General features: G+C 71.2%; 26 protein-coding genes. 14 read left to right on the top strand and 12 right to left on the bottom strand.

Translation table 11 applies throughout. From position 1 onward, the window contains the following. Window positions 1-40: 40 nt before the first annotated feature. Together O1G22_RS14920 and O1G22_RS14915 are read left to right on the top strand one after the other, a co-directional pair. Entirely contained in the window at window positions 41-538 is a 498-nt protein-coding gene (locus O1G22_RS14920; protein ID WP_270081800.1) for a sec-independent translocase, read from the top strand. Window positions 539-785: 247 nt separating this feature from the next. After that, window positions 786-1,451, top strand: coding sequence for a hypothetical protein (locus O1G22_RS14915; RefSeq protein ID WP_270081799.1), 666 nt, complete (start codon window positions 786-788; stop codon window positions 1,449-1,451). A gap of 83 nt (window positions 1,452-1,534) precedes the next feature. Here the strand turns inward: O1G22_RS14915 and O1G22_RS14910 are convergent, their stop codons facing one another. From O1G22_RS14910 to O1G22_RS14900, 3 genes are read right to left on the bottom strand one after another with little or no spacing between them, the layout of a single operon-like run. Then, window positions 1,535-2,668 (bottom strand): Mrp/NBP35 family ATP-binding protein, encoded by a 1,134-nt coding sequence (locus tag O1G22_RS14910; protein WP_270081798.1) that lies wholly within the window; start codon window positions 2,666-2,668, stop codon window positions 1,535-1,537. 43 nt (window positions 2,669-2,711) lie between these two features. Further along, on the bottom strand, window positions 2,712-3,317 hold the full coding sequence (locus O1G22_RS14905) for a DUF1003 domain-containing protein (protein WP_225098536.1): 606 nt from the start codon (window positions 3,315-3,317) through the stop codon (window positions 2,712-2,714). Further along, window positions 3,307-4,596 (bottom strand): magnesium transporter MgtE N-terminal domain-containing protein, encoded by a 1,290-nt coding sequence (locus O1G22_RS14900; RefSeq protein WP_270081797.1) that lies wholly within the window; start codon window positions 4,594-4,596, stop codon window positions 3,307-3,309. The genes O1G22_RS14905 and O1G22_RS14900 overlap by 11 nt, the downstream gene beginning before the upstream one ends. A gap of 201 nt (window positions 4,597-4,797) precedes the next feature. Here O1G22_RS14900 and O1G22_RS14895 point away from each other — a divergent pair, with 201 nt between their 5' ends. Further along, window positions 4,798-5,547, top strand: a complete 750-nt coding sequence (locus O1G22_RS14895) for a hypothetical protein (RefSeq protein ID WP_270081796.1) — start codon at window positions 4,798-4,800, stop codon at window positions 5,545-5,547. Between the two features lie 11 nt (window positions 5,548-5,558). Here the strand turns inward: O1G22_RS14895 and O1G22_RS14890 are convergent, their stop codons facing one another. Beyond that, a complete protein-coding gene (locus O1G22_RS14890) occupies window positions 5,559-6,071 on the bottom strand; it encodes a hypothetical protein (RefSeq protein ID WP_270081795.1) in 513 nt (170 codons plus the stop codon). 23 nt (window positions 6,072-6,094) lie between these two features. Continuing rightward, window positions 6,095-7,219, bottom strand: a complete 1,125-nt coding sequence (locus O1G22_RS14885) for a magnesium and cobalt transport protein CorA (protein WP_270081794.1) — start codon at window positions 7,217-7,219, stop codon at window positions 6,095-6,097. 431 nt (window positions 7,220-7,650) lie between these two features. On the opposite strand from O1G22_RS14885, the gene O1G22_RS14880 reads away from it, so the two are divergent. The 4 genes from O1G22_RS14880 (at window position 7,651) to O1G22_RS14865 (ending at window position 10,745) form a co-directional block, all read left to right on the top strand. Beyond that, entirely contained in the window at window positions 7,651-8,235 is a 585-nt protein-coding gene (locus O1G22_RS14880) for a suppressor of fused domain protein (RefSeq protein ID WP_270081793.1), read from the top strand. 175 nt (window positions 8,236-8,410) lie between these two features. Further along, a complete protein-coding gene (locus tag O1G22_RS14875) occupies window positions 8,411-9,052 on the top strand; it encodes a DUF6758 family protein (RefSeq protein ID WP_270081792.1) in 642 nt (213 codons plus the stop codon). A gap of 167 nt (window positions 9,053-9,219) precedes the next feature. Further along, entirely contained in the window at window positions 9,220-10,077 is an 858-nt protein-coding gene (locus tag O1G22_RS14870) for a PHP domain-containing protein (RefSeq protein WP_270081791.1), read from the top strand. A gap of 62 nt (window positions 10,078-10,139) precedes the next feature. After that, window positions 10,140-10,745 carry a MarC family protein gene (locus O1G22_RS14865; protein ID WP_225098528.1) on the top strand — a complete coding sequence of 202 codons (606 nt, stop codon included), beginning with the start codon at window positions 10,140-10,142 and terminating at the stop codon, window positions 10,743-10,745. A gap of 87 nt (window positions 10,746-10,832) precedes the next feature. On the opposite strand, the gene O1G22_RS14860 is transcribed toward O1G22_RS14865, so the two are convergent. Next, window positions 10,833-10,985 carry a hypothetical protein gene (locus O1G22_RS14860; protein WP_225098527.1) on the bottom strand — a complete coding sequence of 51 codons (153 nt, stop codon included), beginning with the start codon at window positions 10,983-10,985 and terminating at the stop codon, window positions 10,833-10,835. A gap of 186 nt (window positions 10,986-11,171) precedes the next feature. Here O1G22_RS14860 and O1G22_RS14855 point away from each other — a divergent pair, with 186 nt between their 5' ends. From O1G22_RS14855 to O1G22_RS14845, 3 genes are all read left to right on the top strand, one after another. Continuing rightward, window positions 11,172-12,077 (top strand): NYN domain-containing protein, encoded by a 906-nt coding sequence (locus O1G22_RS14855; RefSeq protein WP_270086419.1) that lies wholly within the window; start codon window positions 11,172-11,174, stop codon window positions 12,075-12,077. Window positions 12,078-12,649: 572 nt separating this feature from the next. After that, on the top strand, window positions 12,650-13,465 hold the full coding sequence (locus tag O1G22_RS14850) for an MmyB family transcriptional regulator (protein WP_270081790.1): 816 nt from the start codon (window positions 12,650-12,652) through the stop codon (window positions 13,463-13,465). A 132-nt stretch (window positions 13,466-13,597) separates the two neighbouring features. After that, window positions 13,598-14,647 (top strand): beta-ketoacyl-[acyl-carrier-protein] synthase family protein, encoded by a 1,050-nt coding sequence (locus O1G22_RS14845; RefSeq protein WP_270081789.1) that lies wholly within the window; start codon window positions 13,598-13,600, stop codon window positions 14,645-14,647. 84 nt (window positions 14,648-14,731) lie between these two features. On the opposite strand, the gene O1G22_RS14840 is transcribed toward O1G22_RS14845, so the two are convergent. Next, on the bottom strand, window positions 14,732-15,607 hold the full coding sequence (locus tag O1G22_RS14840; RefSeq protein WP_270081788.1) for an alpha/beta fold hydrolase: 876 nt from the start codon (window positions 15,605-15,607) through the stop codon (window positions 14,732-14,734). 124 nt (window positions 15,608-15,731) lie between these two features. Then, complete coding sequence (locus O1G22_RS14835; RefSeq protein WP_270081787.1) at window positions 15,732-18,494, bottom strand: DEAD/DEAH box helicase; 2,763 nt, start codon at window positions 18,492-18,494, stop codon at window positions 15,732-15,734. A gap of 505 nt (window positions 18,495-18,999) precedes the next feature. On the opposite strand from O1G22_RS14835, the gene O1G22_RS14830 reads away from it, so the two are divergent. Beyond that, window positions 19,000-19,737: a ferritin-like fold-containing protein gene (locus tag O1G22_RS14830; protein WP_225098522.1), complete on the top strand. Its 738-nt coding sequence runs from the start codon at window positions 19,000-19,002 to the stop codon at window positions 19,735-19,737. A 141-nt stretch (window positions 19,738-19,878) separates the two neighbouring features. Here O1G22_RS14830 and O1G22_RS14825 read toward each other — a convergent pair whose 3' ends face one another. From O1G22_RS14825 to O1G22_RS14810, 4 genes are all read right to left on the bottom strand, one after another. Continuing rightward, window positions 19,879-20,145, bottom strand: a complete 267-nt coding sequence (locus O1G22_RS14825) for a hypothetical protein (protein WP_270081786.1) — start codon at window positions 20,143-20,145, stop codon at window positions 19,879-19,881. Window positions 20,146-20,320: 175 nt separating this feature from the next. Continuing rightward, window positions 20,321-20,548 carry a DUF3107 domain-containing protein gene (locus tag O1G22_RS14820; protein WP_270081785.1) on the bottom strand — a complete coding sequence of 76 codons (228 nt, stop codon included), beginning with the start codon at window positions 20,546-20,548 and terminating at the stop codon, window positions 20,321-20,323. Window positions 20,549-20,682: 134 nt separating this feature from the next. After that, window positions 20,683-21,324 (bottom strand): TetR/AcrR family transcriptional regulator, encoded by a 642-nt coding sequence (locus O1G22_RS14815; RefSeq protein WP_270081784.1) that lies wholly within the window; start codon window positions 21,322-21,324, stop codon window positions 20,683-20,685. 156 nt (window positions 21,325-21,480) lie between these two features. Further along, window positions 21,481-21,708 carry a hypothetical protein gene (locus tag O1G22_RS14810; RefSeq protein WP_270081783.1) on the bottom strand — a complete coding sequence of 76 codons (228 nt, stop codon included), beginning with the start codon at window positions 21,706-21,708 and terminating at the stop codon, window positions 21,481-21,483. 203 nt (window positions 21,709-21,911) lie between these two features. Between O1G22_RS14810 and O1G22_RS14805 the strand changes: the two genes are divergently transcribed. From O1G22_RS14805 to O1G22_RS44545, 3 genes are all read left to right on the top strand, one after another. Then, window positions 21,912-22,889, top strand: coding sequence for an alpha/beta fold hydrolase (locus tag O1G22_RS14805; RefSeq protein ID WP_270081782.1), 978 nt, complete (start codon window positions 21,912-21,914; stop codon window positions 22,887-22,889). Window positions 22,890-23,190: 301 nt separating this feature from the next. Beyond that, a complete protein-coding gene (locus O1G22_RS14800) occupies window positions 23,191-24,891 on the top strand; it encodes a DUF3152 domain-containing protein (protein WP_428986488.1) in 1,701 nt (566 codons plus the stop codon). Window positions 24,892-24,947: 56 nt separating this feature from the next. After that, complete coding sequence (locus tag O1G22_RS44545; RefSeq protein ID WP_333492262.1) at window positions 24,948-25,043, top strand: Ms4533A family Cys-rich leader peptide; 96 nt, start codon at window positions 24,948-24,950, stop codon at window positions 25,041-25,043. Window positions 25,044-25,144: the final 101 nt, after the last annotated feature.

Raw genomic sequence — 25,144 nt, 5'->3', positions numbered from 1 at the left:
TACCGTTGACCGACCGAGGACATCGCACTGGGAGCGTCAGGTGTTCAATGACATAGGGCCAATGGAGCTGCTGACGATCATCGTCATCGCGGTGCTCGTGTTCGGTCCGGACAAGCTCCCCAAGGTCATCCAGGACGTGATGCGTACGATCCGGAAGATCCGCGAGTTCTCGGAGAGTGCCAAGCAGGACATCCGCAGCGAACTGGGTCCCGAGTTCAAGGACTTCGAGTTCGAGGACCTCAACCCCAAGACGTTCATCCGCAAGCAGATGGACAACGCCAACGACGAGCTGGGGCTGAAGGAGATCCGCAACGGCTTCGATCTGAGGAAGGAGATGGCCGAGGTCACCGACGCCGTGAACGGCCGGGACATCGAGGCCTCCTCCTCCGCTTCGTCCTCGTCGTCGTCCTCGTCGTCCTCGTCGTCCTCGTCGTCCTCGTCGTCCTCGGACTCCGGGGGCGGGCGGATCGACATGACCAAGAAGCCCGAGGAGCCCGGCAAGGACGACCGGCCGCCCTTCGACGCGGACGCCACCTGATCCCGGCCCCCGCCCGGCCGATCCCGACACGCGCACGCGGGCGTACGCCGCGCACGTGACGCGTTTCATAGCGCACCCCCGTCGCACACGGCTTGAACAGGCCGTTCGTGCGACCCACGCATCCAGTGCCTGCCCTGCCGCCCTCGGTCGTGTGGATATGCTGCCGAGTTGTTGTGCGGACCGGACGAGTACGCCCGAAGGGGGGCGGGCCGCCCCGGTCCGACGAGAGCGAGGAGGCGTCCGGGAGATGGAGACGACGAGTCGGGTGGGCGCGCAGGCGCCGGCCGCGGAGGGCGGACAACAGCTTCCCTCCGCCCGGCGCACGGTCGACGGTTACCTGCAGGCGCCCTTCCCGTGGTACGGCCTCGACGAGGCGTTCACCGGGCCGCGCTGGCTGATGCAGGTGGGTACGGCGGCCGACGGTGCCGTCGAGCACGGTTCGATCGGACACGGTGACGAGCCCTCCGTGCGGGTCGAGACCGGTGTCGTCGGTGAGCCGCGGGAGAAGTTCGCGGTGGTGGTCACGGTCGCCGCGCAGCCGTCCCGGCGCAGCGCCGACGGTACGGGGCTGCTGGAGGCCACGTCGGTGTCCTCGGCCGCCTGGCTGGCCGGGGTGGGGCTGCTGTCGTTCACCTGGCCCGGGCAGATGGACCACAGCCTGCGGGACGACTGGCTGGACCAGCAGACCGAGACCGCGTGGGCGCTGGCCGACGATCTCGACGGGCCGGAGTGGTCCAAGCTCTCGCTGCCCGTGGACGGGGTCGCGGCCTCTTTCTACTACCGGGAGTCGGAGTTCGGCTGGGTCCTCGCCGGTACGACCGACGCGGGGGTGCACCTGGGCGCGTACGGGCGGGGCATGAGCGCGTACGGTCTCGGGTTCGCCGTGGTGAAGGACGTGTCCGCGTACGCGTGACACCGCACAGACATGGCCGACACACCGCACAGACATGGCCGAAGGGGCGCCGGTCGATCCCGGCGCCCCTTCGGCGTAGCTGCCTAGAACTTGTTCTTCGGAGTGAGACCCAGGGACAGGCCCGACAGGCCCCGCTGCCGTCCGCCCAGCTTCCCGGCGATCGCCCGCAGCGCGCTGCCCGCCGGGGAGTCGGGGTCGGTGATGACCACCGGCTTGCCCTCGTCGCCGCCCTCGCGGAGGCGGACGTCGATCGGGATCGAGCCGAGGACCGGGACCGTCGTACCCGTCGTACGGGTCAGGCCGTCGGCGACCAGCTGGCCGCCGCCCGTGCCGAAGACGTCGACCATCTCGCCGCAGTGCGGGCAGGGCAGGCCGGACATGTTCTCGACCACGCCGACGATCTTCTGGTGGGTCTGGACCGCGATGGAGCCGGCGCGCTCGGCCACCTCCGCCGCCGCCTGCTGCGGGGTCGTGACGACCAGGATCTCGGCGTTCGGGATCAGCTGGGCCACGGAGATCGCGATGTCACCGGTGCCGGGCGGCAGGTCCAGCAGGAGGACGTCCAGGTCGCCCCAGTACACGTCCGCCAGGAACTGCTGCAGCGCCCTGTGCAGCATCGGGCCGCGCCAGACGACCGGGGCGTTGCCCGGGGTGAACATGCCGATGGAGATGACCTTCACGCCGTTCGCCGACGGCGGCATGATCATGTTCTCGACCTGGGTCGGGCGGCCGTCCGCGCCCAGCATGCGCGGCACCGAGTGGCCGTAGATGTCGGCGTCGACCACGCCCACCTTGAGGCCGTCGGCCGCCATCGCCGCCGCCAGGTTGACCGTCACGGAGGACTTGCCGACGCCGCCCTTGCCGGAGGCGACCGCGTAGACCCGGGTGAGGTTGCCCGGCTTGGCGAAGGGGACCTCGCGCTCGGCCTGGCCGCCGCGCAGGGCCGCCGTCAGTTCCTTGCGCTGTTCGTCGCTCATCACGTCCAGCGTGACGTCGACGCGGGTGACGCCCTCGACCCGGGAGACCGCGTCGGTGACGCGCTGGGTGATGGTGTCGCGCATCGGGCAGCCGGAGACCGTCAGATACACGGTGACCGCGACCGCTCCGTCCGCGCCGATCTCCACCGATTTGACCATCCCCAGTTCGGTGATGGGTCGGTTGATCTCGGGATCGTTCACCGTCGCCAGTGCCTCGCGCACCGCGTCTTCCGTAGCCATAACAACGATGGTACGGCGCGGTAAGGGGCCTTCGGGATGCCCCTCAGCGGTCGTCTGTGTCACGTCCCGGCGACCGTTCTGACCGTTCCGCCGGGAATACGACCCGGTCGCTGCGGCCTTGGCGATCCTCCAGGTCCTTCAGCAGATCCTGGAGCTCGGAGCGCATCCAGTCGCGGGTCGCCACCTCGCCGAGTCCCATGCGCAGGGCGGCGATCTCCCGGGTCAGATACTCGGTGTCGGCGATGGACCGCTCGTTCTGCTTGCGGTCCTGCTCCAGGTTGACCCGGTCGCGGTCGTCCTGCCGGTTCTGCGCGAGCAGGATCAGCGGGGCGGCGTAGGAGGCCTGCAGGGACAGGGCCAGAGTCAGGAAGATGAACGGGTACTGGTCGAAGCGGAGCGCGACGGGCATCGTGACGTTCCACAGGATCCACAGGATGATGACGCCCGTCATCCAGACGATGAAGCGGCCCGTGCCCAGGAACCGGGCGATCTTCTCCGACATCACGCCGAAGGCCTCGGGGTCCCACTCCGGCAGATACCGGCGCCGGGGCGGGGCCGGCTGGTCCAGCCGGGGGGTACGGGCCCGGGTGGTCGCCGTGGCGCCCGTCGGGGTGCGCTCGCGGCCGCCGCTCTCGCGCTCAGGAGCCATGCGTGGTCGCCCCCTCTCCCTCGTCCAGGTGGAACTCGTGCTCCCGCCAGTCCTCGGGCAGCATGTGGTCCAGTACGTCGTCCACGGTCACCGCGCCGAGCAGCCGTCCGGCCTCGTCCACCACGGGCGCGGCGACCATGTCGTACGTGGCGAAGAACCCGGCGACGGCGGGCAGCGCCGCGTCCGGGTCGAGCGGTTGCAGATCGGTGTCGACGATCGAGCTGACCAGCGCGTACGGCGGGTCGCGCAGCAGCCGCTGGAAGTGGACCGTGCCCAGGTACTTGCCGGTCGGGGTCTCGTCGGGCGGACGGCAGACGTAGACCTGGGCGGCGAGCGCGGGGGAGAGGTCGGGGTTGCGGACCCGGGCGAGCGCGTCGGCGACGGTGGCGTCCGGGCGCAGCACGATCGGCTCCGTGGTCATCAGACCGCCGGCCGTGTGCTCCTCGTACGACATCAGGCGCCGCATCTCGGCCGCGTCGGCGGGCTGCATGAGGCTCAGCAGCCGCTCCTTGTCGTCCTCGGGCAGCTCGGAGAGCAGGTCGGCCGCGTCGTCGGGGTCCATGGCCTCCAGCACGTCCGCCGCGCGCTCCTCCTTCAGCTTGCCGAGGATCTCGATCTGGTCGTCCTCCGGGAGCTCTTCGAGCACGTCGGCCAGGCGGTCGTCGTCGAGGGCGGCGGCCACCTCGGCGCGCCGCTTGGCGGAGAGGTGGTGCAGGACGTTGGCGAGGTCGGCGGGGCGCAGCTGCTCGAAGGTGGCAAGCAGGCTCTCGGCGCCCTGCCCGTGCTCCTCCAGCGAGAAGCCGGTGACGGCCGACCACTCGACGGTCAGCGCCTCGCCCTTGGCCCGCCGGAAGGCGCCACCCTTCTTCCCCTTGCGGACGAAGACCCGGTCGACCTCCCAGTCCCGGCGGGCGGGCAGCTGCTGCACGGACACGTCGAGGACGGTGACCTCCTCGCCGGTCTCGGTGAGCGTCACCCGCCGGTCCAGCAGCTCGCCGAAGACCAGCCGCTCGGTGGGCCGCTGCTCGAAGCGGCGGACGTTCATGACGCCGGTGGCGATGACCTGGCCGGACTCGATGCCGGTCACCCGGGTCATGGGCAGGAAGATCCGGCGCCGGGTGGGCAGCTCGACGACCAGCCCGAGCACCCGCGGGGGCCGCCGGCCGACGCGCAGCATGACGACCAGGTCGCGTACGCGGCCCATGACGTCGCCGCTGGGATCGAAGACGGGGACCCCGGCGAGGTGCGAGACGAAGATCCGGGGGGCGCCGGCTGCCATGGCTGTGCTTCCTTTGCGTGGGGATCGTGTGAGTTGCTCGGATATGCCCGCGCGCGTGCGCTTCAGGCTAGCTCGTCCTGATGGGGTATGGCCTGGCGGGCGGTCCGGACGGACTGGCTCCGCCGGGTGGGCAGGGACGGCCTGAGGCCCCGGTACGCTGCCGTACGCCGTTCAGGACTCGTCAGAAAGGCAGCGCCACCTGTGACTGCGACTCCCCAGGGCCGAACCCGCCGGACCACGCGGATGACCGCGCTGTGCGCACTGGCCGTGACAGGGGTGGCGGTGCTGACGGGGTGCGGCGGGGACGATCCGGACGCCGGCACGAACGGGGTGGGCAAGCTGCCCGCCGATCAGATCCAGGCGAAGACCCGCGCGGCGGCGGACGCGGCACCGGCGGTACGGCTGGCCGGGTCGGTGGTCACCAGCGGCCGTACCTACCAGCTGGACATGCGCCTGAAGGCCGACGGCGGCACCGGGTCGGTGACCTCGCAGGGGGCGACCTTCCAACTGCTGCGGGTGGGGCAGCAGCTCTACCTCAAGGCCGATTCGGACTTCTGGAACCACGCGGGCGGCAGCAACGGCGGTGACGGTACGGCGGGGAAGCTGAACGGCAAGTACGTGAAGGTGCCGCAGGGGGATCCCGCGTACAAGAAGTTCAGCGGCTTCACGGACAAGTCGGTCCTGCTCGACGGGCTGCTGACCCTGCACGGCACCCTGGCGACCGACGGCCACCACGACCAGTCGGGCACCCCCACCATCCGCATCACCGGCGACAAGGGCTCCGGCGGCACCCTGGACGTCTCCCTCCAGGGCACCCCGTACCCCCTCCGCCTGGTCCGCGCCGGCAGTGCGGGGACGCTCAGCTTCTCGGACTGGGGCAAGGACTTCACCGTGACGGAACCGTCGAAGGACGACACGGTGGACTACGGCAAACAGCTGCCGACGTCGTAACGGGCCCTGCGCTACTTCCTCCGCCGCTTCCCCAGCAGCTTCGGCAGCCCGGCCGGAATCGGCTCCCGCGTGGTCGCCGGGCTCGGCACAGGCCGCTCCGCCAGGCTGCCGTCGGGCAACGGCACCACAGTCCCGGCCGGAGCCAGGCGCAGCACCCTGCACTCGCGGGCCCAGCGGCCCGGCATCTCCTCGCCGTCCGGGGCGTTCAGGCGCTTGCCCTTCAGCTCGGCGACGGCGGCCTCCCACTGCTCCGAGCCGGAGGCCAGCTCGGTCACGGTCGCCTGGAACGTCACCAGCCGGCCGCCCTTGTCCTTGCTGCGCACGGTCACCTCGGCAAGGCCGCCGTCGACCAGCGCCGGCAGCGGCTGCTCCCCGGGCCCGTCGCCGACCAGGCACACCGCACCCTCGTGCCACACGTGCCACAGCGCATGCGCGGCCGGAGCATCTGCGCCCCTGACCCAGATCAGGCCGGACTTCTTCGCGGCCTCCTCGATGAGGGCCTGGTCGAGCAGCTCGCTTCGCATGGGGTCAGCCTATCCAGGCCCGTTCACAGCCAGCCGTTGCGCTTCAGCACCCGGTGGATGCCCACACACATGCCGACGGTGAGGGTCAGGACCAGCGGGTAGCCGTACTTCCAGTGCAGCTCCGGCATGTTGTCGAAGTTCATGCCGTACACGCCCGTCACCATCGTCGGTACGGCGATGATCGCGGCCCAGGCGGTGATCTTGCGCATGTCCTCGTTCTGCGCGACGGACGCCTGCGCCAGATTGGCCTGGAGGATGGAGTTGAGCAGCTCGTCGAAGCTCACGACCTGCTCCTGGACCCGGGCGAGGTGGTCGGCGACGTCCCGGAAGTACTTCTGGATGTCCGGGTCGATCAGCCGCATCGGCCGCTCGCTCAGCAGCTGCATGGGCCGCAGCAGCGGGGCGACCGCCCGCTTGAACTCCAGCACCTCGCGCTTGAGCTGGTAGATCCGCGCCGAGTCCACACCGCGCGCGACGCCGCCGCCCCGGCCCGGCGAGAAGACCTCGGTCTCCACCTCGTCGATGTCGTCCTGCACGGCGTCGGCGACCGCGATGTAGCCGTCCACGACATGGTCGGCGATGGCGTGCAGCACCGCCGAGGGGCCCTTGGCCAGCAGCTCCGGGTCGTCCTGGAGGCGGTGCCGCAGAGCCCGGAGCGAGCCCTTGCCGCCGTGCCGGACGGTGATGAAGAAGTCCCGGCCGGTGAAGCACATCACCTCGCCGGTCTCCACGACCTCGCTGCTCTCGGTGAGCCGGTCGTGCTCGACGTAGTGGATGGTCTTGAAGACGGTGAACAGGGAGTCGTCGTAGCGCTCCAGCTTCGGACGCTGGTGCGCCTGCACGGCGTCCTCGACGGCCAGCGGGTGCAGCCCGAACTCGCTCGCGATACCGGCGAATTCGGCCTCGGTCGGCTCGTGCAGCCCGATCCACACGAAGCCGCCGTCGCGCCGCACCAGCCGCATGGCCTCGTGCGGGCTCAGCGGCTTGCCGCTCTCGACCCGGGCGCCGTCGCGGTAGACCGCGCAGTCCACGACGGCCGAGGCCGTGCCGGGGTCGCGGGTGCTGTCGTACGGGGCGGCGGTGTCCTTGCGCGGTGCGGGACGGGACGCGGGGCGGACCACGGCGCGCAGGTCGCGGATCATCGACATGGGCAGGCTCCTTCGCGGGCAGGCAGCGAAAGCGCGGCGCGACGGGTGGAACTACCCGGAATGGGGACGGTCCTGTGTCCGATGTTCGGCACGTCCACAAAGCGGGGAGCACCGCACCGTCGCGGTGGCGGCTTCGCTGCTGATGCAGAACTGACGTTGATCAGACGGATCAGACTCAGACGGATCAGGCAAAGCGAAACGAAGTGCTCTTCCGAAGGGCAACGCGCACGCGAAGGCGGCAGCGGCCAGCCAGAGACCAGATCAGCGGGCGGAAGAGCGAGTGGTACTACCAGGTCGACTTCGATCCATGACAGCCCCACCTCCTCCGGCCGGTCCCTCGTAAGGGAGTCTCTTCGAGGGCTCAGGTTAGCAGCCGCCCGAACTGTCAAGGCGCCGCTTTGCCCGCTACTGACGAGTTCTATGCTCCCCGCATGGTTGATGTTCTTCCTCTCGTCGAGGCACGGTTGAGCACCGCGCTGGGCGAACCGGACGCGCGCGCCGCCGTCACCTTCCTCGGCACGGACCGCATCGAGGTCCTCCGGTTCCGGGAGGGGGATCTCCTCCGGTACGCCACCCTCGGCATGTCCGCGCACCCCATGACCGACCCCACGGCGATGCTCGCCGACCCGGTCAAGGGACCCCGCGCGGAACTGGTCCTCTCCGTCCGCGCGGGCCTCGCCGAGACCGACAAGGTGCTCCGCCCGCTCGCGGTGCTGGCCGCGTCCCCGCAGGTGGAGGGTCTGATCGTGACGCCGGGCGCCTCCCTGGACACCGGTGATCCGCTGTGGCCCGGCGCCCCCTTCACCTCGGTGCTGGTGGGCGAGCCCGGCGGACTGGTCGAGGATCTGGAGCTGGACGATCCGATGGATCCCGTACGGTTCCTGCCGCTGCTGCCGATGACCCCGAACGAGGCCGCCTGGAAGCGTGTGCACGGTGCCCAGGCCCTCCAGGAGCGCTGGCTCGCCGCCGGCACGGACCTGAGGGATCCCGCCCGCAGGTCCGTCCCGCTCGACTGACACACACGTGAGCAAGTTCACCAAGGACCGGTCGGCAACGGTCAGTTGGCGAAGACGCCGACGGTGTTGTCCACCGGCTGAGGGGGCTCGCTCCCGCCCGGTCGACCGGCACGGTTCCGTCCGGACGGGTGATCGTCCTTGACGCGGGCGGGCAGGGGTAGGACCGTGGAGCCCTATGAGGGGCGAACCCAGTTGCCCGAGGTGTGGTGGCCGGGTCAGGGCTCCCGGCCTCTTCGCCGATGCGTGGCAGTGCGATGTGCACGGCACGGTGTATCCGCTGCAGCCCGTGATCCCGCCCAGCGTCGAAGCCCTCGCCGCCGTCGTGCAGCGCACCCACGTTCCGGTGTGGATGCCCTGGCCGCTGCCGGTCGGCTGGCTCTTCACCGGTGTGGCCTACGCGGGCGACGACCGCAGCGGGGGCCGCGCGACCGCCGTGGCCTGCACGGGTCCCGGCCCGCTCGGCGGTCCGGCCGAGCTCATCCTGGTCGCCGAGGAACTCGGCGTCGGCCTCGGCGCGCGGTACGCGGGCATCGACGGCCCGGACCCGGGACCGTACATGAACATCGAGAAGCCCCCCGAGGCCAAGGTGCTGGCCGTCGGCCGCCCGACCCCGCTGTGGCACGTCTTCCGCACCCCCGAGGACCGCGCGGTCTTCGCGGGCGAGGCGCTCGGCATGTGGCTGTGGGCGGTGATGTGGCCCGAGCAGTCCGGGCTGCTCATGTACGACGAGCTGGTGCTCACCGATCTGCGGGACGCGGGGCCGGAGCTGGATCTGGTGCCCTGCGGAGCGTTGTCGCCGCGCTTGCTTCGGCCGTGACGCCGCCCACCGGGTGCCGGGTGCCGCTTCGTGGGCGGGTGCGGGTGCGTTGTGGTTGATCGCGCGCACGCGGCGGAGCCGCATATCGATACAGCGCGCCCCTAGGGCGTTGCAATCACCGGTACTATCAAGTGTCCCCCTTTGAATCGTCGGTGTCTGGAGTCCTTGTGCGTATAGATCTGCACTGTCACTCCACCGCCTCCGACGGTACGGACACCCCTGCCGAGCTGGTGCGGAATGCCGCCGCCGCCGGGCTGGACGTGGTCGCGCTGACCGATCACGACACCACGCGGGGGTACGGCGAGGCGATCGCCGCGTTGCCCGCGGGGCTGACGCTGGTCACGGGGGCCGAGCTGTCCTGTCGGATCGACGGGATCTCCATGCACATGCTGGCCTACCTCTTCGATCCCGAGGAGCCCGCGCTGCTCGCCGAGCGGGAGCTGGTGCGGGACGACCGGGTGCCGCGGGCCAAGGGCATGGTCGCCAAGCTCAACGCGCTGGGCGTGCCGGTCACGTGGGAGCAGGTCGAGCGGATCGCCGCCGGCGGGTCCGTGGGGCGGCCGCACGTCGCCACCGCGCTGGTCGAGCTGGGCGTCGTACCGACCGTCAGCGACGCGTTCACCGAGGAGTGGCTGGCCGACGGCGGGCGGGCCTTCGTGGAGAAGCACGAGACCGACCCCTTCGAGGCGATCCGGCTGGTCAAGGGCGCGGGCGGGGTCTGTGTCTTCGCGCACCCGGCCGCCGCCAAGCGCGGCCGGACCGTGCCGGAGTTCCGCATCGCCGAGATGGCCGAGGCCGGCCTCGACGGCATCGAGGTCGATCACATGGACCACGACGCCGACGCGCGCGACCGGCTGCGGGGGCTGGCGAAGGACCTGGATCTGCTGGTCACCGGCTCCTCGGACTACCACGGCAGCCGCAAGACCGTGTCCCTGGGCGCGTACACGACCGACCCCGAGGTGTACGGGGAGATCACCCGGCGGGCGACCGGCGCGTTCCCGGTGCCGGGCACCGGTGGAGCCTGAGACCGGCCCGCCTCACCCCCTCACGCCCGTATCACTTCTTCCGCAAGGCCTTCTGCACAACCATGTTCGACATCGCCGTCTTCGGCTCTCTGTTCCTGACCCTTTTTGTCATCATGGATCCCCCTGGGATCACCCCGATCTTCCTCGCCCTGACCGCCGGCCGGCCCGGCAAGGTGCAGAAGCGGATGGCCTTCCAGGCCGTCTGCGTGGCGTTCGGGGTCATCGCCGTCTTCGGTGTCCTGGGGCACCAGATCCTGAACTACCTGCACGTCTCCGTCCCCGCGCTGATGATCGCGGGCGGTCTGCTGCTCCTGCTGATCGCACTGGACCTGCTCACCGGCAAGACCGACGAGCCGAAGCAGACCAAGGACGTGAACGTCGCCCTCGTACCGCTGGGCATGCCGCTGCTGGCCGGGCCCGGTGCGATCGTGTCCGTGATCCTGGCCGTGCAGAAGGCCGGCAGTGTGGCCACGCAGGTCTCGGTGTGGACCGCGATCCTCGCGATCCATGTCGTGCTGTGGCTGGTGATGCGTTACTCGCTGCTGATCATCCGGGTGATCAAGGACGGCGGTGTCGTCCTGGTGACGCGGCTCGCGGGCATGATGCTCTCCGCGATCGCCGTGCAGCAGATCATCAACGGGATCACTCAGGTGATCCGGGGGAGCTGAACGTGATCCAGGGGAGCTGAACGTGATCCGGGGGGAGCCGAGCGGCGTCGCTCGGCTCCCCCCGGAAAGCGTGGGTGGTGGCTCCCGTTACGAGGCCGGGTTCTCGGCCGGGCGGATCCACAGGCGCTGTCCGATGGCGGCGGCCTGCTGAACGATCCGGTTGACGGAGGCGGCGTCCACGACGGTGCAGTCCACGGTGGTGCCGTCGACCTCGTCGAGTCGCCTGATCTCGAAGCGCATGTGCTTCTCCCTTCGTCTGGTCATCCTCCTGAGGAGAACTACTGGTGACGTGCTGTCGTACGTCCTAGTCAACGTGCTGCATGTTACGAACATTCCCTACGCTAAAGAAATTTTTCGAACAACTAATTACTAGCGAGTAAGGAACCGATCGGGAGCGGTTGTGTTCGCAGCGTGACGGCCGGGACAATGGAGACGATGAACGACGACCTGGCCGCCCTGGGCGCCCGCATCGACCGCACGAACGAGCTGCTGGAGCGCATGCTCGCCGAGGTGGCGAAGACGCCCTCCACCCACGCGATCTTCGTCGACGCGGGGTATCTGTACGCGGCCGCGGGGCGGCTGGTCGCCGGGACCGAGGACCGCCGGGCCTTCGACCTCGACGCCGAGGGTCTGATCGAGGCGCTGATCGACAAGGCCCGCACGATCTTCGCGGACAGCCGGCTGCTGCGCGTCTACTGGTACGACGGTGCCCGCCGCCGTATCCACACCGCCGAGCAGCAGATCATCGCCGAACTGCCCGACGTCAAGGTCCGCCTCGGCAACCTCAACGCCAACAACCAGCAGAAGGGCGTCGATTCGCTGATCCGCTCGGACCTGGAGTCCCTGGCCCGCCACCGCGCCATCAGCGACGCGGCCCTCCTCGGCGGCGACGAGGACCTGGTCTCGGCGGTCGAGGCGGCCCAGGGCTACGGCGCCCGGGTCCACCTGTGGGGCATCGAGGCCCCCGAGGGCCGCAACCAGGCCGAGCCCCTGCTCTGGGAGGTCGACAGCCAGCGCACCTTCGAGCTGGAGTTCTTCAAGCCGTACGTCTCCCGCCGTACGGCCGCCGCGTACGACTCCGGCACCGGGTCCCGGCCCGGCCGCGAGGACGTCCGCTTCGTCGGCGCCCAGATCGCGGCGAAGTGGCTGGCCTCCCGGGGCCGCGAGGCGCTGGTCGAACTGCTCCCCGGCCACCCCTATCTGCCCGGCTCCGTCGACCAGGACCTGCTCGTCGAGGCCGAGAGCCTGCTCCAGTACTCCCTGCGCGGCCAGGCGGACCTGCGCCGCGCCCTCCGGGACGGCTTCTGGGAGCATCTGCGAGCGCAGTACTAGCGGTACCGGCGGCCGGGACCGAGCGGACTTCGGCCAATCCGGCGCAGGACGCCTTCCGGTGGAGGACACCTTCGGGCGAAGGACGTCTTCCGGCGGAGGACGTCTTCCGGCGACGTACGGCCGCCGTGATCCTGTGTACCGAACTCGCCCGCGCTGCGGGACGGGAGGGAGGGGAGACATCGGCGGCCGGTGCCGAGTCCCCTGGTGTGGGGCGGGAGGGCACCGGCCGCAGCCTGGCCGCCGGGGCTGCGTCAGCGGTGCGCTGACGGTGATGCCGATCCCGCGTCATGGTTCCCTCGTGGGAAGCGCCGAACGCGAACCGGCAAACCACCCGGCTTTGTTCCTGGTGGCCCCGTCCGCGAAAACCGGCCGGAATTTCGAAAGTTTCCAGCCAGTGCCCGCGACGGGGGTCTGTCCACGTCACCGCTGATGAGCACACTGGCAGGCCAGCGGCACGCACCACCGAGCATGCAGGACGCACCTACACGATTTCTACGGGAGATCTTTCGGAGTAAAGCCAGCACCACTAATTACACTGACTCACCGTCAACAAAGCCGGGGGATCCGCACCAGTGAACAAACGAGCACTGAAAAGCCTGCTCAAGGACCGACGCGCGCTCATCGCCCCCGAGACACACGGTTTCACACGGCCCACCGGACCCGGCCGCCGCGCCCCCGGTCTGTCCCAGCATCAGGTCGACCAGCTCGTGAACCGGGCTTTCGGCACGTATCACCGTCTGGAGTCCGGCACGTACCCCAACGCCCCCGTCGACCTGCTGCGCGACATAGCCCGCCTGTTCGTCCTCAACGAGCAGGAGTGGATCTCGCTGTGCCGTTACGCGCGCGGCGAGGACCCGCCCGGCCCGCTCTACGACACCAGCGGCAACGCCGTCCCCGCCGCCTGGGAGGACGCCGTCGCCGCCGTGACGCACCCGGCCTATGTCACCGACGCCTCCTGGAACCTGCTCGCCTGCAACGAGCCGTTCCACCGGATCTTCGCGACCGGGCAAGCCCCCGAGAACACCATGCGGTGGATGCTGATCGACGGCCGTGAGCAGCTCACCGACTGGGCGAACGCCTGGGCGCCGCTCGTCATGCCCCAGCTCCAGGCCGCGCTCGCCCAGCGCCCCGACGACAAGGTCCTGCGGCAGATCGAGAAGGAACTCCTCGACGATCCCGTCTCCCGCCCGCTGTACGAGGTGGGCGGCGCCTCGATCCACCCCGACGGCGACGAACGCCCCATCAGGCATGCGGCCGACGGCCCGGGTTGGGTGACGATGTGCGTGGCGCAGCCGCTGGCGGCACCCGGCTCACGCTTCATGATCCTCATCTTTCGGCCGGGTCCGCGCCGGTCGAGCACGCGTCCGCCGATGCTCCAGGCCCGCTGAGCACGCTGGAGATCGGTCTTTGCCCGAGTTTGACGGGCCGTGAGAGAGCATGACCTGGACGGCAGGGGAAACGAACCAGCCAACTTTGCCGTACCTTGACCCCAATCAGGTTACGTGTCCTAGGGGGGACCCATGCCCGTTCACATCGCCCGCCCCAGCACGGTCCTCGCCGCGCACAAGGTCACCACGGGCGAGATATCCGACGACATCCGCGCCCATCACCCCGACCATCCGCGCCTCGGCGCGATCCTCCGGGTCATAGGCAACTGCGGTGTCCAGACCCGGTACTTCACCCAGCCGCTGAATTCGCCCACCATCAACGGCACCGCACCCATCGAGGAGCGCGCGTCCCGGGCCTTCGCCGACGGTCTCGACATGGCGGAGACCGCGGCCCGCTCCGTCCTCGGGCGCCACGGCCTCGAACCGGGTGACATCACCGGCCTGATCACCACCCACTCCACCGGCTGGGCCGTACCCAACCTGGACATCCACCTCGTCGCCCGGCTCGGTCTGCGCCCGTCCATCCGCCGTACCGCCTTGACCACCGCGGCCTGCGCGGGCGGTGCGCACGCCCTCATCCGCGCGGTCGAGCAGGCCCTGCTCCACCCCGGCTCCCAGGTCCTCGTCGTCGCCGCAGAGGTGCTGTCCACGGCCTACAACCACATGGACAGCAAGATCGAGCACATGATCTACAAGGCCCTGTTCGGCGACAGCGCGGCCGCCACCGTCGTCAGCAGCGACCCCCTCGGCGCCGGCCTCGCCATCGACAGCCCCGCCGGCCTCTTCGAGTACGCCCTCCCGGACTCGCTGGAGTTCTACGCGGGTCGTATCGACAGCCATGGCCTCCATTTCGACTCCACCAAGGCCGCCATGGGCGGGGCGAAACACGTCATGCCGGCCGTGGTCGACTGGCTCGCCGGCCGTCCGGTGACCGTTCCCGTCATCCACCCCGGCTCCCGGCCCATCATCATGGACACCGCCGAGGCCCTCGGCCTCACCGAGGACGACGCCCGCCACTCCCTCGACACTCTGGCCGAAGAGGGCAACCTCGGTGGCGTATCGGTTCTTCGCGTCCTCGAACGCACCCACGGCCGGCCTCCGGCGGACGGCGAGAAGGCCCTGATCGTCGCCTACGGCCCCGGTTTCAGCGCCTCCGCCGTCCACGCCACGTGGACCGACTGACCGGCACCCCGGTGGCCCCCCGAAGGACGACTGCCCTGCCCTGCAAACCCCCGTCGGAGCAGGGCAGTCGTAGGGTGGCGGGGCTCAGCGGGCGGCCTGGTCCCAGAAATCGGCGAGCGCTTCGGCGGTGGCGAGCGGCCGGTCGGTGTTGGGCGAGTGCTCGGCGTCCGCGATGGCCGTACGCCGGGCGCCCAGCCGTACGGCCATGTCGTCGAGCAGCGGCAGCGGCCAGGTGTCGTCCCTGTCGCCCGACAGGACGTGGAACGGCAGCGGTACCGCGGCCAGTTCGGCGATCCGGTCCGGCTCCGTGCACAACTGGCGCCCCGTGACGATGAGTTGGGCGGGCTTGGTGCCCAGCCAGCGGCGCCGCAGATCGTCCCGGTCGTCGAGCCCGCCGTCGAGCGCGGCCGTCTCGGTCTCCTCGGGCGTCTCCATCGCCTGGATCGCCTCCCAGACCTGCGCCATGTCCATCACCGCGAGCGCGTCCCGCAGCAGCTTGACGCGCTGCTGCTGGGATTCGGAGATCTGGGCGGGCCCGGAGGCCATCAGCGTGAGCGAGACGAAGGGCGCGTGGTCCAGCAGCACGGCCGCGCGCGAGATCTGCCCGCCGAGCGAGTGCCCCAGCAGATGCACCGGCGCCCCGACGGCTTCCACCTGCGCGAGCACGTCCAGCGCCAACTCGGTCTGCGCGTAAGCGGATTCGTCGCTCTCGGGCCCGTCCGACTCGAACTGCCCACGCCCGTCCACGGCCACGGTCCGGTACCCGCGCCGCGCCAGCGGCACATGCAGCGGATTGAAGTCCTCCTTGCTCCCGGTGAACCCCGGCAGCAACAGCGCGACCCCCCTGGGCTCGACCCCGTCGGCCACGGGAGCGTCGACGACGGCGAACTCCCCACGCGCGGTACGCAGGGCGTACGCGCGGGCACCGGGGGGCGGGACGAAGGTGGCGGGCCTGCTCATGGGGAGAGGTTATAACCCGGCCGCCCACTGTTTCTCCGCGCGCCGTGAGCCCGGCTGTACGCCGGACGTGCGACGGCCCGACCCACAGGAACATGGGCCGGGCCGTCGGTGACGGGGTGCCGGATCAGCCTTCGGCGACCTCGACGGCTGCCGCGGCCTTACGGGTACGGCGCCGCGGCTTGGCCTCCGGCTCCTCGGTGGCCTGCGCCGGGATCTCCGCGGTGACCGTCTTGGCGACGGCCTTACGGGTCCGTCGCACCTTGGGAGCGGCCGCCTCGACGACACCGTCCGCGTCGGGTGCGGCGGCCGCCGTCTTGCGGGTACGGCGGGGCTTGGGCTCCGTCTCGGGGGTTTCCGTCGGCTCCGGGGCGGTGGCTGCCGCCTTGCGGGTGCGGCGGGGCTTGGCTTCGGCTTCCGGAGTCTCCGGGGCTTCGGCGGTGGCTGCCGTCTTACGGGTGCGGCGCGGCTTGGGCTCCGCCTCGGGGGCCTCGGCCGTGGCGGCCGTTGCCTCGGCCGTAGCGGCCGTCTTGCGCGTGCGGCGGGGCTTGGCCTCGGCTTCGGGGGTTTCCGTCGGCTCCGGGGCGGTGGCTGCCGCCTTGCGGGTACGGCGCGGCTTGGCCTCGGTCTCCGGGGCGTCCGTTGCCTCGGCGGTGGCTGCGGCCTTGCGGGTGCGGCGGGGCTTGGCCTCGGCTTCGGGGGTTTCCGTCGGCTCCGGGGCGGTCGCGGCCGTCTTGCGGGTGCGGCGCGGCTTGGGCTCCGTCTCCGGGGCCTCGGCCGTGGCGGCCGTTGCCTCGGCGGTGGCTGCCGTCTTGCGGGTGCGGCGGGGCTTGGCCTCGGCTTCGGGGGTTTCCGTCGGCTCCGGGGCGGTCGCGGCCGTCTTGCGGGTGCGGCGCGGCTTGGGCTCCGCCTCGGGGGCCTCGGTGGTGGCTGCCGTCTTCCGCGTGCGGCGCGGCTTGGCTTCGGCTTCCGGAGTCTCCGGGGCTTCGGCGGTCGCGGCCGTCTTGCGGGTGCGGCGCGGCTTGGGCTCCGCCTCAGGGGCCTTGGTGGCCTCGGAGACCTCAGCGGCCTCGGGAGCGGGGGCCGTTGCCTTCCGGGTACGGCGGGGCTTGGTCGCCGGGGCGGGCTCCTCCGTGGGCTCGGCCGGGGCGGCAGCTGTTTCCGGCGTGGGCTCGGCCGTCTTGCGCGTGCGGCGGCGGGGCTTCGCCTCCGGTGCCTCCACGGTCACCGTGTCGGCCGCCGGAGCCGTTTCCGGCACCGTCACGGGCGTCTCGGCCGTGGGCTCGGCGACAGGCGCCGGTGCCTGCTCCGCGGACTTGCGGGTGCGGCGGCGGCGCGGCTTCTCCGGGGCCTCCGCGGTCTCCGGAGCGGCCGGAGCCTCCACCGGGGCCACGGTCTCGACGGCGGTCTCGACGGCCGCCACCGGCTGCGCCGACGCTCCGCCGCGCGTACGGCGACGGCGGCGCAGGGTGCGCGGTGCCGTGGAGGTCTCCTCCGCCGGGCCGGACTCGGCGGCCGGCGCCGGAGCCGTCGTAGCGGCCGGCGCGGCGGTGGTCGCGTCCAGCGGGGCGCCACCGCGCGTGCGGCGGCGGCGACGCGGCGTACGGGACGAACGCTCGCGCTCGGCCGGCGCGGCGGCGGACTCGGCACGGCCACCGCGGCCACCCCGGCCACCGCGACCGCGCGCACCACGGCCACCGGTCTCGCCCAGGTCCTCCAGCTCCTCCGCGTCCAGACCCGCACGGGTCCGCTCCGAGCGCGGCAGGATGCCCTTGGTGCCCGCGGGGATGTCGAGGTCGGAGAACAGATGCGGGGACGACGAGTACGTCTCCACCGGGTCGTTGAAGTCCAGCTCCAGCGCCTTGTTGATCAGCTGCCAGCGCGGGATGTCGTCCCAGTCGACGAACGTGATCGCCGTACCCTTGGCGCCCGCGCGGCCGGTACGGCCGACCCGGTGCAGATACGTCTTCTCGTCTTCCGGGGACTGGTAGTTGATGACGTGGGTCACGCCCTCGACGTCGATACCGCGTGCGGCGACGTCGGTGCAGACCAGGACGTCCACCTTGCCGTTGCGGAACGCGCGCAGCGCCTGCTCGCGGGCACCCTGCCCGAGGTCGCCGTGGACCGCGCCGGAGGCGAACCCACGGCGCTGCAGCTGCTCGGCGATGTCGGCGGCCGTGCGTTTCGTACGGCAGAAGATCATCGCCAGTCCGCGGCCCTCGGCCTGCAGGATGCGGGCGACCATCTCCGGCTTGTCCATGTTGTGCGCGCGGTAGACGAACTGCTTGATGTTCGCAACCGTCGCGCCCTCGTCGTCCGGTGCGGTGGCACGGATGTGCGTGGGCCGCGACATGTACCGGCGCGCGAGGCCGATGACCGCGCCCGGCATGGTCGCGGAGAACAGCATGGTCTGGCGCTTGGCCGGGAGCATGTCGATGATCTTCTCGACGTCGGGCAGGAAGCCCAGGTCGAGCATCTCGTCGGCCTCGTCGAGGACCAGGCACTTGACGTGCTTCAGGTCCAGCTTCTTCTGGCCCGCGAGGTCCAGCAGCCGGCCCGGGGTGCCGACGACCACGTCGACGCCCTTCTTCAGGGCCTCCACCTGCGGCTCGTAGGCCCGGCCGCCGTAGATCGCCGTCACGCGCACGTTACGGACCTTGCCGGCCGTCAGCAGGTCGTTGGTGACCTGGGTGCACAGCTCGCGCGTGGGGACGACGACGAGCGCCTGCGGGGCGTCCGTGAGGGCCTCGGGGGCGGCGCGTCCGGCCTCGACGTCGGCGGGGACGGTGACGCGCTCCAGAAGCGGGAGGCCGAAGCCCAGCGTCTTGCCGGTGCCGGTCTTGGCCTGGCCGATGACGTCCGTGCCGGAAAGGGCGACGGGGAGCGTCATCTCCTGGATGGGGAAGGGGGTGATGATGCCGACGGCCTCCAGGGCCTCGGCGGTCTCGGGAAGGATTCCGAGTTCTCGAAACGTCGTAGTCAGGGTGCTGCCTCTTCTGTGTGGTGCGGTGCGAGGCGAGCGCGGGGGTCATGTCTGACCGTGCCGGGGACGTCGGCTGCCGTACGGGCGAACCACTCGGGCAAGCCGTAAGACACGGGACCTCTGCCGACGCTCTAGCGCTCGTACCGCTGAGGGGTGTCCCTCCGGTCGTCGTACGTACTGCGCCGTACGGCCAGGGAGGGCTGTCGGGTCGGAGCCGATCGGGCCACCGACCGGGCATCCTCATGCGTGCGGCCTGTCGGGACGCGTCGAACACCGTCAACGCACTCAGCAGGCGCATTACCACCATACCCCGGATCGGCGCACATGCGATGGCCGATTTGGTCACGTAGTCGTCGTCACAGTGATCGGCCAGGCGCCTCGGGGGTGCCGCGAGCGGGCTATTGTGCGCCTCATGACTAGCTCTGACAAGCCTGAGAACGACTCCGTCGCACCCACGGGCATCGCTGCCAAGGACTGGGCGCAGGCCTCCGCCGACCCGCAGTACCGCGCCGCTGTCGTGGATCTGCTCGGCGCGCTCGCGTACGGGGAGCTGGCGGCGTTCGAGCGGCTCGCGGAGGACGCCAAGCTGGCGCCGACCCTCGCGGACAAGGCGGAGCTGGCGAAGATGGCCTCGGCCGAGTTCCACCACTTCGAGCGCCTGCGGGACCGGCTGACCGAGATCGGCGAGGAGCCGACCGCCGCCATGGACCCGTTCGTCGCCGCCCTGGACGGCTTCCACCGGCAGACCGCGCCCTCGGACTGGCTGGAGGGCCTGGTCAAGGCGTACGTCGGCGACTCGATCGCGAGCGACTTCTACCGCGAGGTCGCGGTACGGCTCGACTCCGACACGCGCGAGCTGGTCCTCGCCGTCCTCGACGACACCGGGCACGCCGGGTTCGCGGTGGAGAAGGTGCGGGCCGCGATCGACGCCGACCCGCGCGTGGGCGGCCGGCTGGCGCTGTGGGCGCGGCGGCTGATGGGCGAGGCGCTGTCGCAGTCCCAGCGGGTGGTCGCGGACCGGGACGCGCTGTCCACGATGCTCGTGGGGGGCGTCGCCGACGGGTTCGATCTCGCGGAGGTCGGGAGGATGTTCTCGCGGATCACCGAGGCGCACACGAAGCGAATGGCTGCGCTGGGCTTGGCCGCGTAGCGCCCGGTGGGGGTGGGCGCGGTGAGTTGCGCGGCTGCGGGTCCGCGGCGGCTGGTCGCGCCCACGCGGCCAAGCCGCACATGGAACACAGCCCCGCGCCCCTAGGGGGTTGACCCTTGAGCCGGCTGCAAGGCGCCGTTGCTACGCCGTCGCTGATCGCCGGATTCTGCCCGCCGGCCGCAGGAGCAGGGACAGGGACGCCGCCGAGATGGCCGCGGCGCCCAGGAGGCTCAGCCAGGCGGTGCCGGGGCCGAGGGCGGTGTGGGTGACGAAGTCGCCGAAGAGGGCTCCGGCGATGCCTGTCGAGAACACCAGCGGGCGGGCCGGGAGCCGGTGGGAGAGGCGGTGCGCCGCCGCCCACGCGAGGACGAGACCGAGCACTGCGGAGGCGAGTGCTTCCAGGATCATGTCGGGGGTCCCTCCCACGGCCGGTCTGCCTTGAACGGTCGTAGCCCGTCATACCCGTGACCTGCGGACTGCAATCCTCCGCTGTGCAGGAGTTGTGCTCCATCTGTGTGCACGTCCCCAGGAAGAACAAGGGCCCGGCGGCCGAGTGCCGCCGGGCCCTTGTCACTACGTCGGCCTACAGTGCGCCGAACCCGACCTTGCGGACGCTCGGCTCGCCGATCTCCACGTACGCCAGACGGTCCGTCGGCACCAGGACCTTGCGGCCCTTCTCGTCCTGGAGGCTCAGCAGCTGCGTCTTCCCGGACAGCGCGTCGTTCACCAGGCGCTCGACCTCCTCGACGCTCAGACCGCTCTCCAGCACGATCTCGCGGGGCGCGTACTGCACGCCGATCTTGACCTCCACGGCTATGTCCCTCCGACGGTCAGTGATGTGCGCGATCTTCCGCGCCGTACGCAGCACACATTAGCCCGGTGAGGGGACGCATACGTTGTGCGTCGGCACGCCATCAGCGAACAGCGACCGGGAACAAACGCCCGTCAGTGGTGTTCGGTGCCGTGCAGCGGGAAGCCTGCGATGCCCCGCCAGGCCAGCGAGGTCAGCAGCTGCACCGCCTGGTCGCGCGGGACGCTGCGGTCGCTGTGCAGCCAGGAGCGGGCCACCACCTGGGCGAGTCCGCCGAGGCCGGAGGCCAGCAGCATCGACTCCGCGCGCGAGAGGCCGGTGTCCTCGGCGATGACGTCGCAGATGGCCTCGGCGCAGTCGTTGGTGACCTTGTCGACGCGCTCGCGCACCGCTGGCTCGTTCGTCAGGTCCGACTCGAAGACCAGCCGGAAGGCGCCGCCGTCGTCCTCGACGTAGGCGAAATAGGCGTCCATCGTGGCGCGCACGCGCTGCTTGTTGTCCGTCGTGGACGCGAGCGCGGTCCGCACGGCCTGGATCAGCGACTCGCAGTGCTGGTCCAGCAGTGCGAGGTACAGGTCGAGCTTGCCCGGGAAGTGCTGGTAGAGCACGGGCTTGCTCACACCGGCCCGCTCGGCGATGTCGTCCATCGCCGCCGCGTGATAGCCCTGCGCGACGAAAACCTCCTGGGCGGCGCCCAGCAACTGGTTCCGCCGGGCTCGGCGCGGCAGACGGGTGCCACGTGGGCGTGCCGCCTCAGTTTGCTCGATGGCTGTCACGCCGCCTCCCAAAGTCGTCCACATGCGGTGTCGGCCGCGCGGCCATCGTACTTTTCGGTAACCGTGGTGTGCGCGGTGCGAGCGCAGAATTTCATGTACCGGACGGTGACGAAAGACGTGATCATCCTCCGGAACGGGCCCGGGGGTCCGCCGCCGTCAGCGGTAGTCGTCCTCGTCGAGCCTGACCACACGCGCCTGTTCGACCAGATCGGCCACGTTCCCGCGGTCCTGGTCGACTTCCTCCAGGGGATCGTCCTGCTCCGGCGAGATGTCGGTGTGCTGCTCGGCCGCGTCCACCTCGGGGGCCTCGACGTCGATCTCCGAGGCCGCCGTCTCGGTCTCCAGGTCGTCGGCCGTGTCGGGCTCGGTGGGGTCATGGGCCATGGTGGGCTCCCTTCCTACGGGCGTCCCTGGATGCGGCAGGGGCCACACGTGGGTGCCCTGGATACGAGCCTAGGAGAGAGCAGAACCGGACGCCATGCCGTGACGCCCACGCGCGCGTACCGGCGACACTCACGCGCGCGTACGGCTCACGCTGTGACGGCGAACACACGAACCTCGGCGTGATCACCTCGTAACATTGCCGCATGTCTTCGACCGAGTCGCCGTCCGTGCCGGCCGCCAGCGTGCTCCCGAAGGTGGCGCCCGTACGGGTCGGTGAGGGCGAGCGGCTGCGGTCCGTGGGGCTGCCCGGTGTCACCCTGTCGATCCGTTCCCGCCGTCCCGCGCACGAGGGCCTGCCGCCCGCGCTGTACGTCCACGGGCTCGGCGGTTCCTCGCAGAACTGGTCGGAGCTGATGGCCGAGCTGGACGGCGTCGTCGACAGCGAGGCGCTCGACCTGCCGGGCTTCGGCGACTCCCCGCCCCCGGACGACGGCGACTACTCCGTCACCGGGCACGCGCGCGCGGTGATCCGCTATCTCGACGCGGCCGGCCGCGGCCCCGTCCACCTCTTCGGCAACTCGCTGGGCGGCGCGGTCACCACGCGCGTGGCCGCCGTACGCCCCGACCTCGTCCGTACGCTCACGCTCGTCTCGCCCGCCCTGCCCGAGCTGCGCATCCAGCGCACCGCGGCACCGACCGCCCTGCTCGGCGTGCCCGGTGTCGCCGCCCTGTTCACCCGGCTCACCCGCGAGTGGACGGCCGAGCAGCGGGTGCGCGGGGTCATGGCCCTCTGCTACGGCGACCCCGGGCGGGTGTCGCCCGAGGCGTTCCAGCACGCCGTCGAGGAGCTGGAGCGGCGGTTGCAGCTGCCGTACGTCTGGGACGCGATGGCCCGCTCCGCGCGCGGGATCGTCAACGCCTACACGCTCGGCGGACAGCACGGGCTGTGGCGCCAGGCCGAGCGCGTCCTCGCGCCGACCCTGCTCATCTACGGCGGCCGTGACCAGCTCGTCGGCTTCCGTATGGCCCGCAAGGCCGCCCGCTCCTTCCGTGACTCCCGTCTGCTGTCCCTGCCGGACGCCGGGCACGTGGCGATGATGGAGTACCCGGAGGTGGTGGCCAGGGCATTCCGGGAACTCCTGGCCGACACGTCCGTCACCACCCCCGGCGCGGGGAGCTGAGGCCGGCGTGGGACGCCACAGCCGCCGCGGCCCGGCCCCCAAGCCCGATACCGCGGACATAGCCGCGAGGCGCGCACAGAAGCCGGAGCAGGGGGAACAGCCGGAACAGAGGGCCCGGGCGGAACGGCGGACGCAGGCGGCAGAGTGGGTGGCGCCGGGGCACGGGGCACCGCGGATGCCTGACGGGGCGCCTGCGCAGGGGATGCGGCGACCTCCGGACGGCACGCCCGTGCAGGGGATGCCCCGTATTCCTGGTGGTGCACCGATGCAGGGGGCGCCGCGCACTCCTGGCGGCACGCCCATGCAGGGGGCGCCGCGCATTCCCGGTGGCGCCCCCGCGCAAGGGGTGCCCCGGTCGGCTGACGGCACTCCCGCTCACGGCGTGCCGGGTTTCGCCGCGGGCACTCCTGCGCGCGGTGTGCCTCGCTTCCCCGACGGGACGCCTGCGCATGGGGTGCCGAGGTTCCCTGACGGTACGCCGGCCCACGGGATGCCCCGCCTCCCGGACGGTACGCCCGTACAGGGGGTACCGCGCATTCCCGGTGGTACGCCGGCCCACGGGGTGCCCCGCCTTCCGGACGGTACGCCCGCCCACGGGATGCCCCGTCTTCCCGACGGTACGCCCGCCCACGGGATGCCCCGTCTTCCCGACGGTACGCCCGCGCATGGGATGCCCCGTCTTCCCGACGGTACGCCCGCGCATGGCGTGCCCCGGCCGGCTGACGGTACCCCCGCGCGCGGTGTGCCCCGTTTCCGGGAGGGTGGCTCCGCTGGGGGTGTGCCCGTGCGGGGCGGGCATCCCGAGCAGTGGGAAGTCGGCGGAGGCTGGGGGGAGTTCGCGGGGCGGGCCGGGGCCGGGGGCGGGCCTGGTGTCGTGCTTCCCCGGCAGCGGCAGGGCGGGCCGCAGGGCGGGCCTCGGCAGGAGTACCTCGACGCCTTCCGGGACGGACACGGCGGCGGTGCGGACCTCGGCGATGTCGACGTCTTCGCGCCCCGCGCGCGTGGACCGCGCCGTACCGACGGGCAGCCGGTGGACATGGCGACTGCCGTGGGGACCGAGGCGGACGGCGGCGACGTGCCCCCCGTCGACCTGCCCACGCAGCGCTCTGGCCCAGGCGCCCCGAAAGGGGCGCGGGGAACGGCGCGACCAGCCACAATGGACCCGTGGCCGCAAGACGACGGGGCCGCCCCTCATGGAGTGCCGAGCGGTCAAGGCCAGCGCACGCGGGCTTTCACCGGCGTCGCCGCGGCCGCCGTGACGACCGTGCTCGCGGTGGTCGTCGCCGGGCAGGTGGCCGAGAGCCGGGACCACGCCGCACAGTCGCGCTCCGCCACCGACCAGGCCCGTGAGGCGCGCGCCTCGGGACAGCCGGCCCCCTCCGCCTCGGCGAGCCCGGTGACGCTGACGTACGAGCAGGCGATGAACCGGACGTACCCGCTCGGCGCGACACTGAAGGGCTCGGGGAAGTTCGACACCGTGCCCGGGTTCGACAAGGCGCCGGGCAGCGGACGGAAGTACACCTACCGCGTGGACGTGGAGCATGGGCTGGGCCTGGACGGCACGCTGTTCGCGGAGGCCGTGCAGAAGACCCTGAACGACGACCGCAGTTGGGCCCACGGAGGGGCCCGTACCTTCGAGCGGATCTCCTCCGGCAAGCCCGACTTCGTGATCACGCTGGCCAGCCCCGGCACGACCGCCGCCTGGTGCGCCAAGTCCGGACTGGACACCACGGAGGACAACGTCTCCTGTGACTCGGCGTCCACCGAACGAGTGATGATCAATGCATACAGGTGGGCTCAGGGAAGCGTGACATACGGGGACAAGATCTACGCCTATCGGCAGATGTTGATCAACCATGAGGTCGGCCACCGGCTCGGCCACGGCCACGTGACCTGCCAGAAGGAGGGGGAACTCGCCCCCGTCATGCAGCAGCAGACCAAGTTCCTCGACCACGACGGAATCCACTGTCTGCCCAACCCATGGCCATATCCCGCGAGTTGACGGGCGCCGCTTATGTCACATTGACATGAGTCGCATGTTCGTTCATATTTCTGCGCATGTGGTCTAGTCATGCCGCCCCTGGGAGCGCCGCCATCGAGCTGGCGCTCATCGGCGTGACCGCACTCTGCGTGGCCGACATCCACTGTCGCTGACGCCGCCTCCCTGGCGTTCGCGTCGCGACCTTTCCTTCCGCTCCGTGACACCGTCACGGGCCTTTTCGACGACCCGGCGCCGGGGCCGACGTCTGTTCGCA

It is taken from the genome of Streptomyces camelliae, from assembly GCF_027625935.1.
Lineage (GTDB): Bacteria > Actinomycetota > Actinomycetes > Streptomycetales > Streptomycetaceae > Streptomyces > Streptomyces camelliae.
The sequence above is the reverse complement of the archived record's forward strand: the minus strand, read 5'-3'. Positions and strand labels throughout refer to the sequence as shown.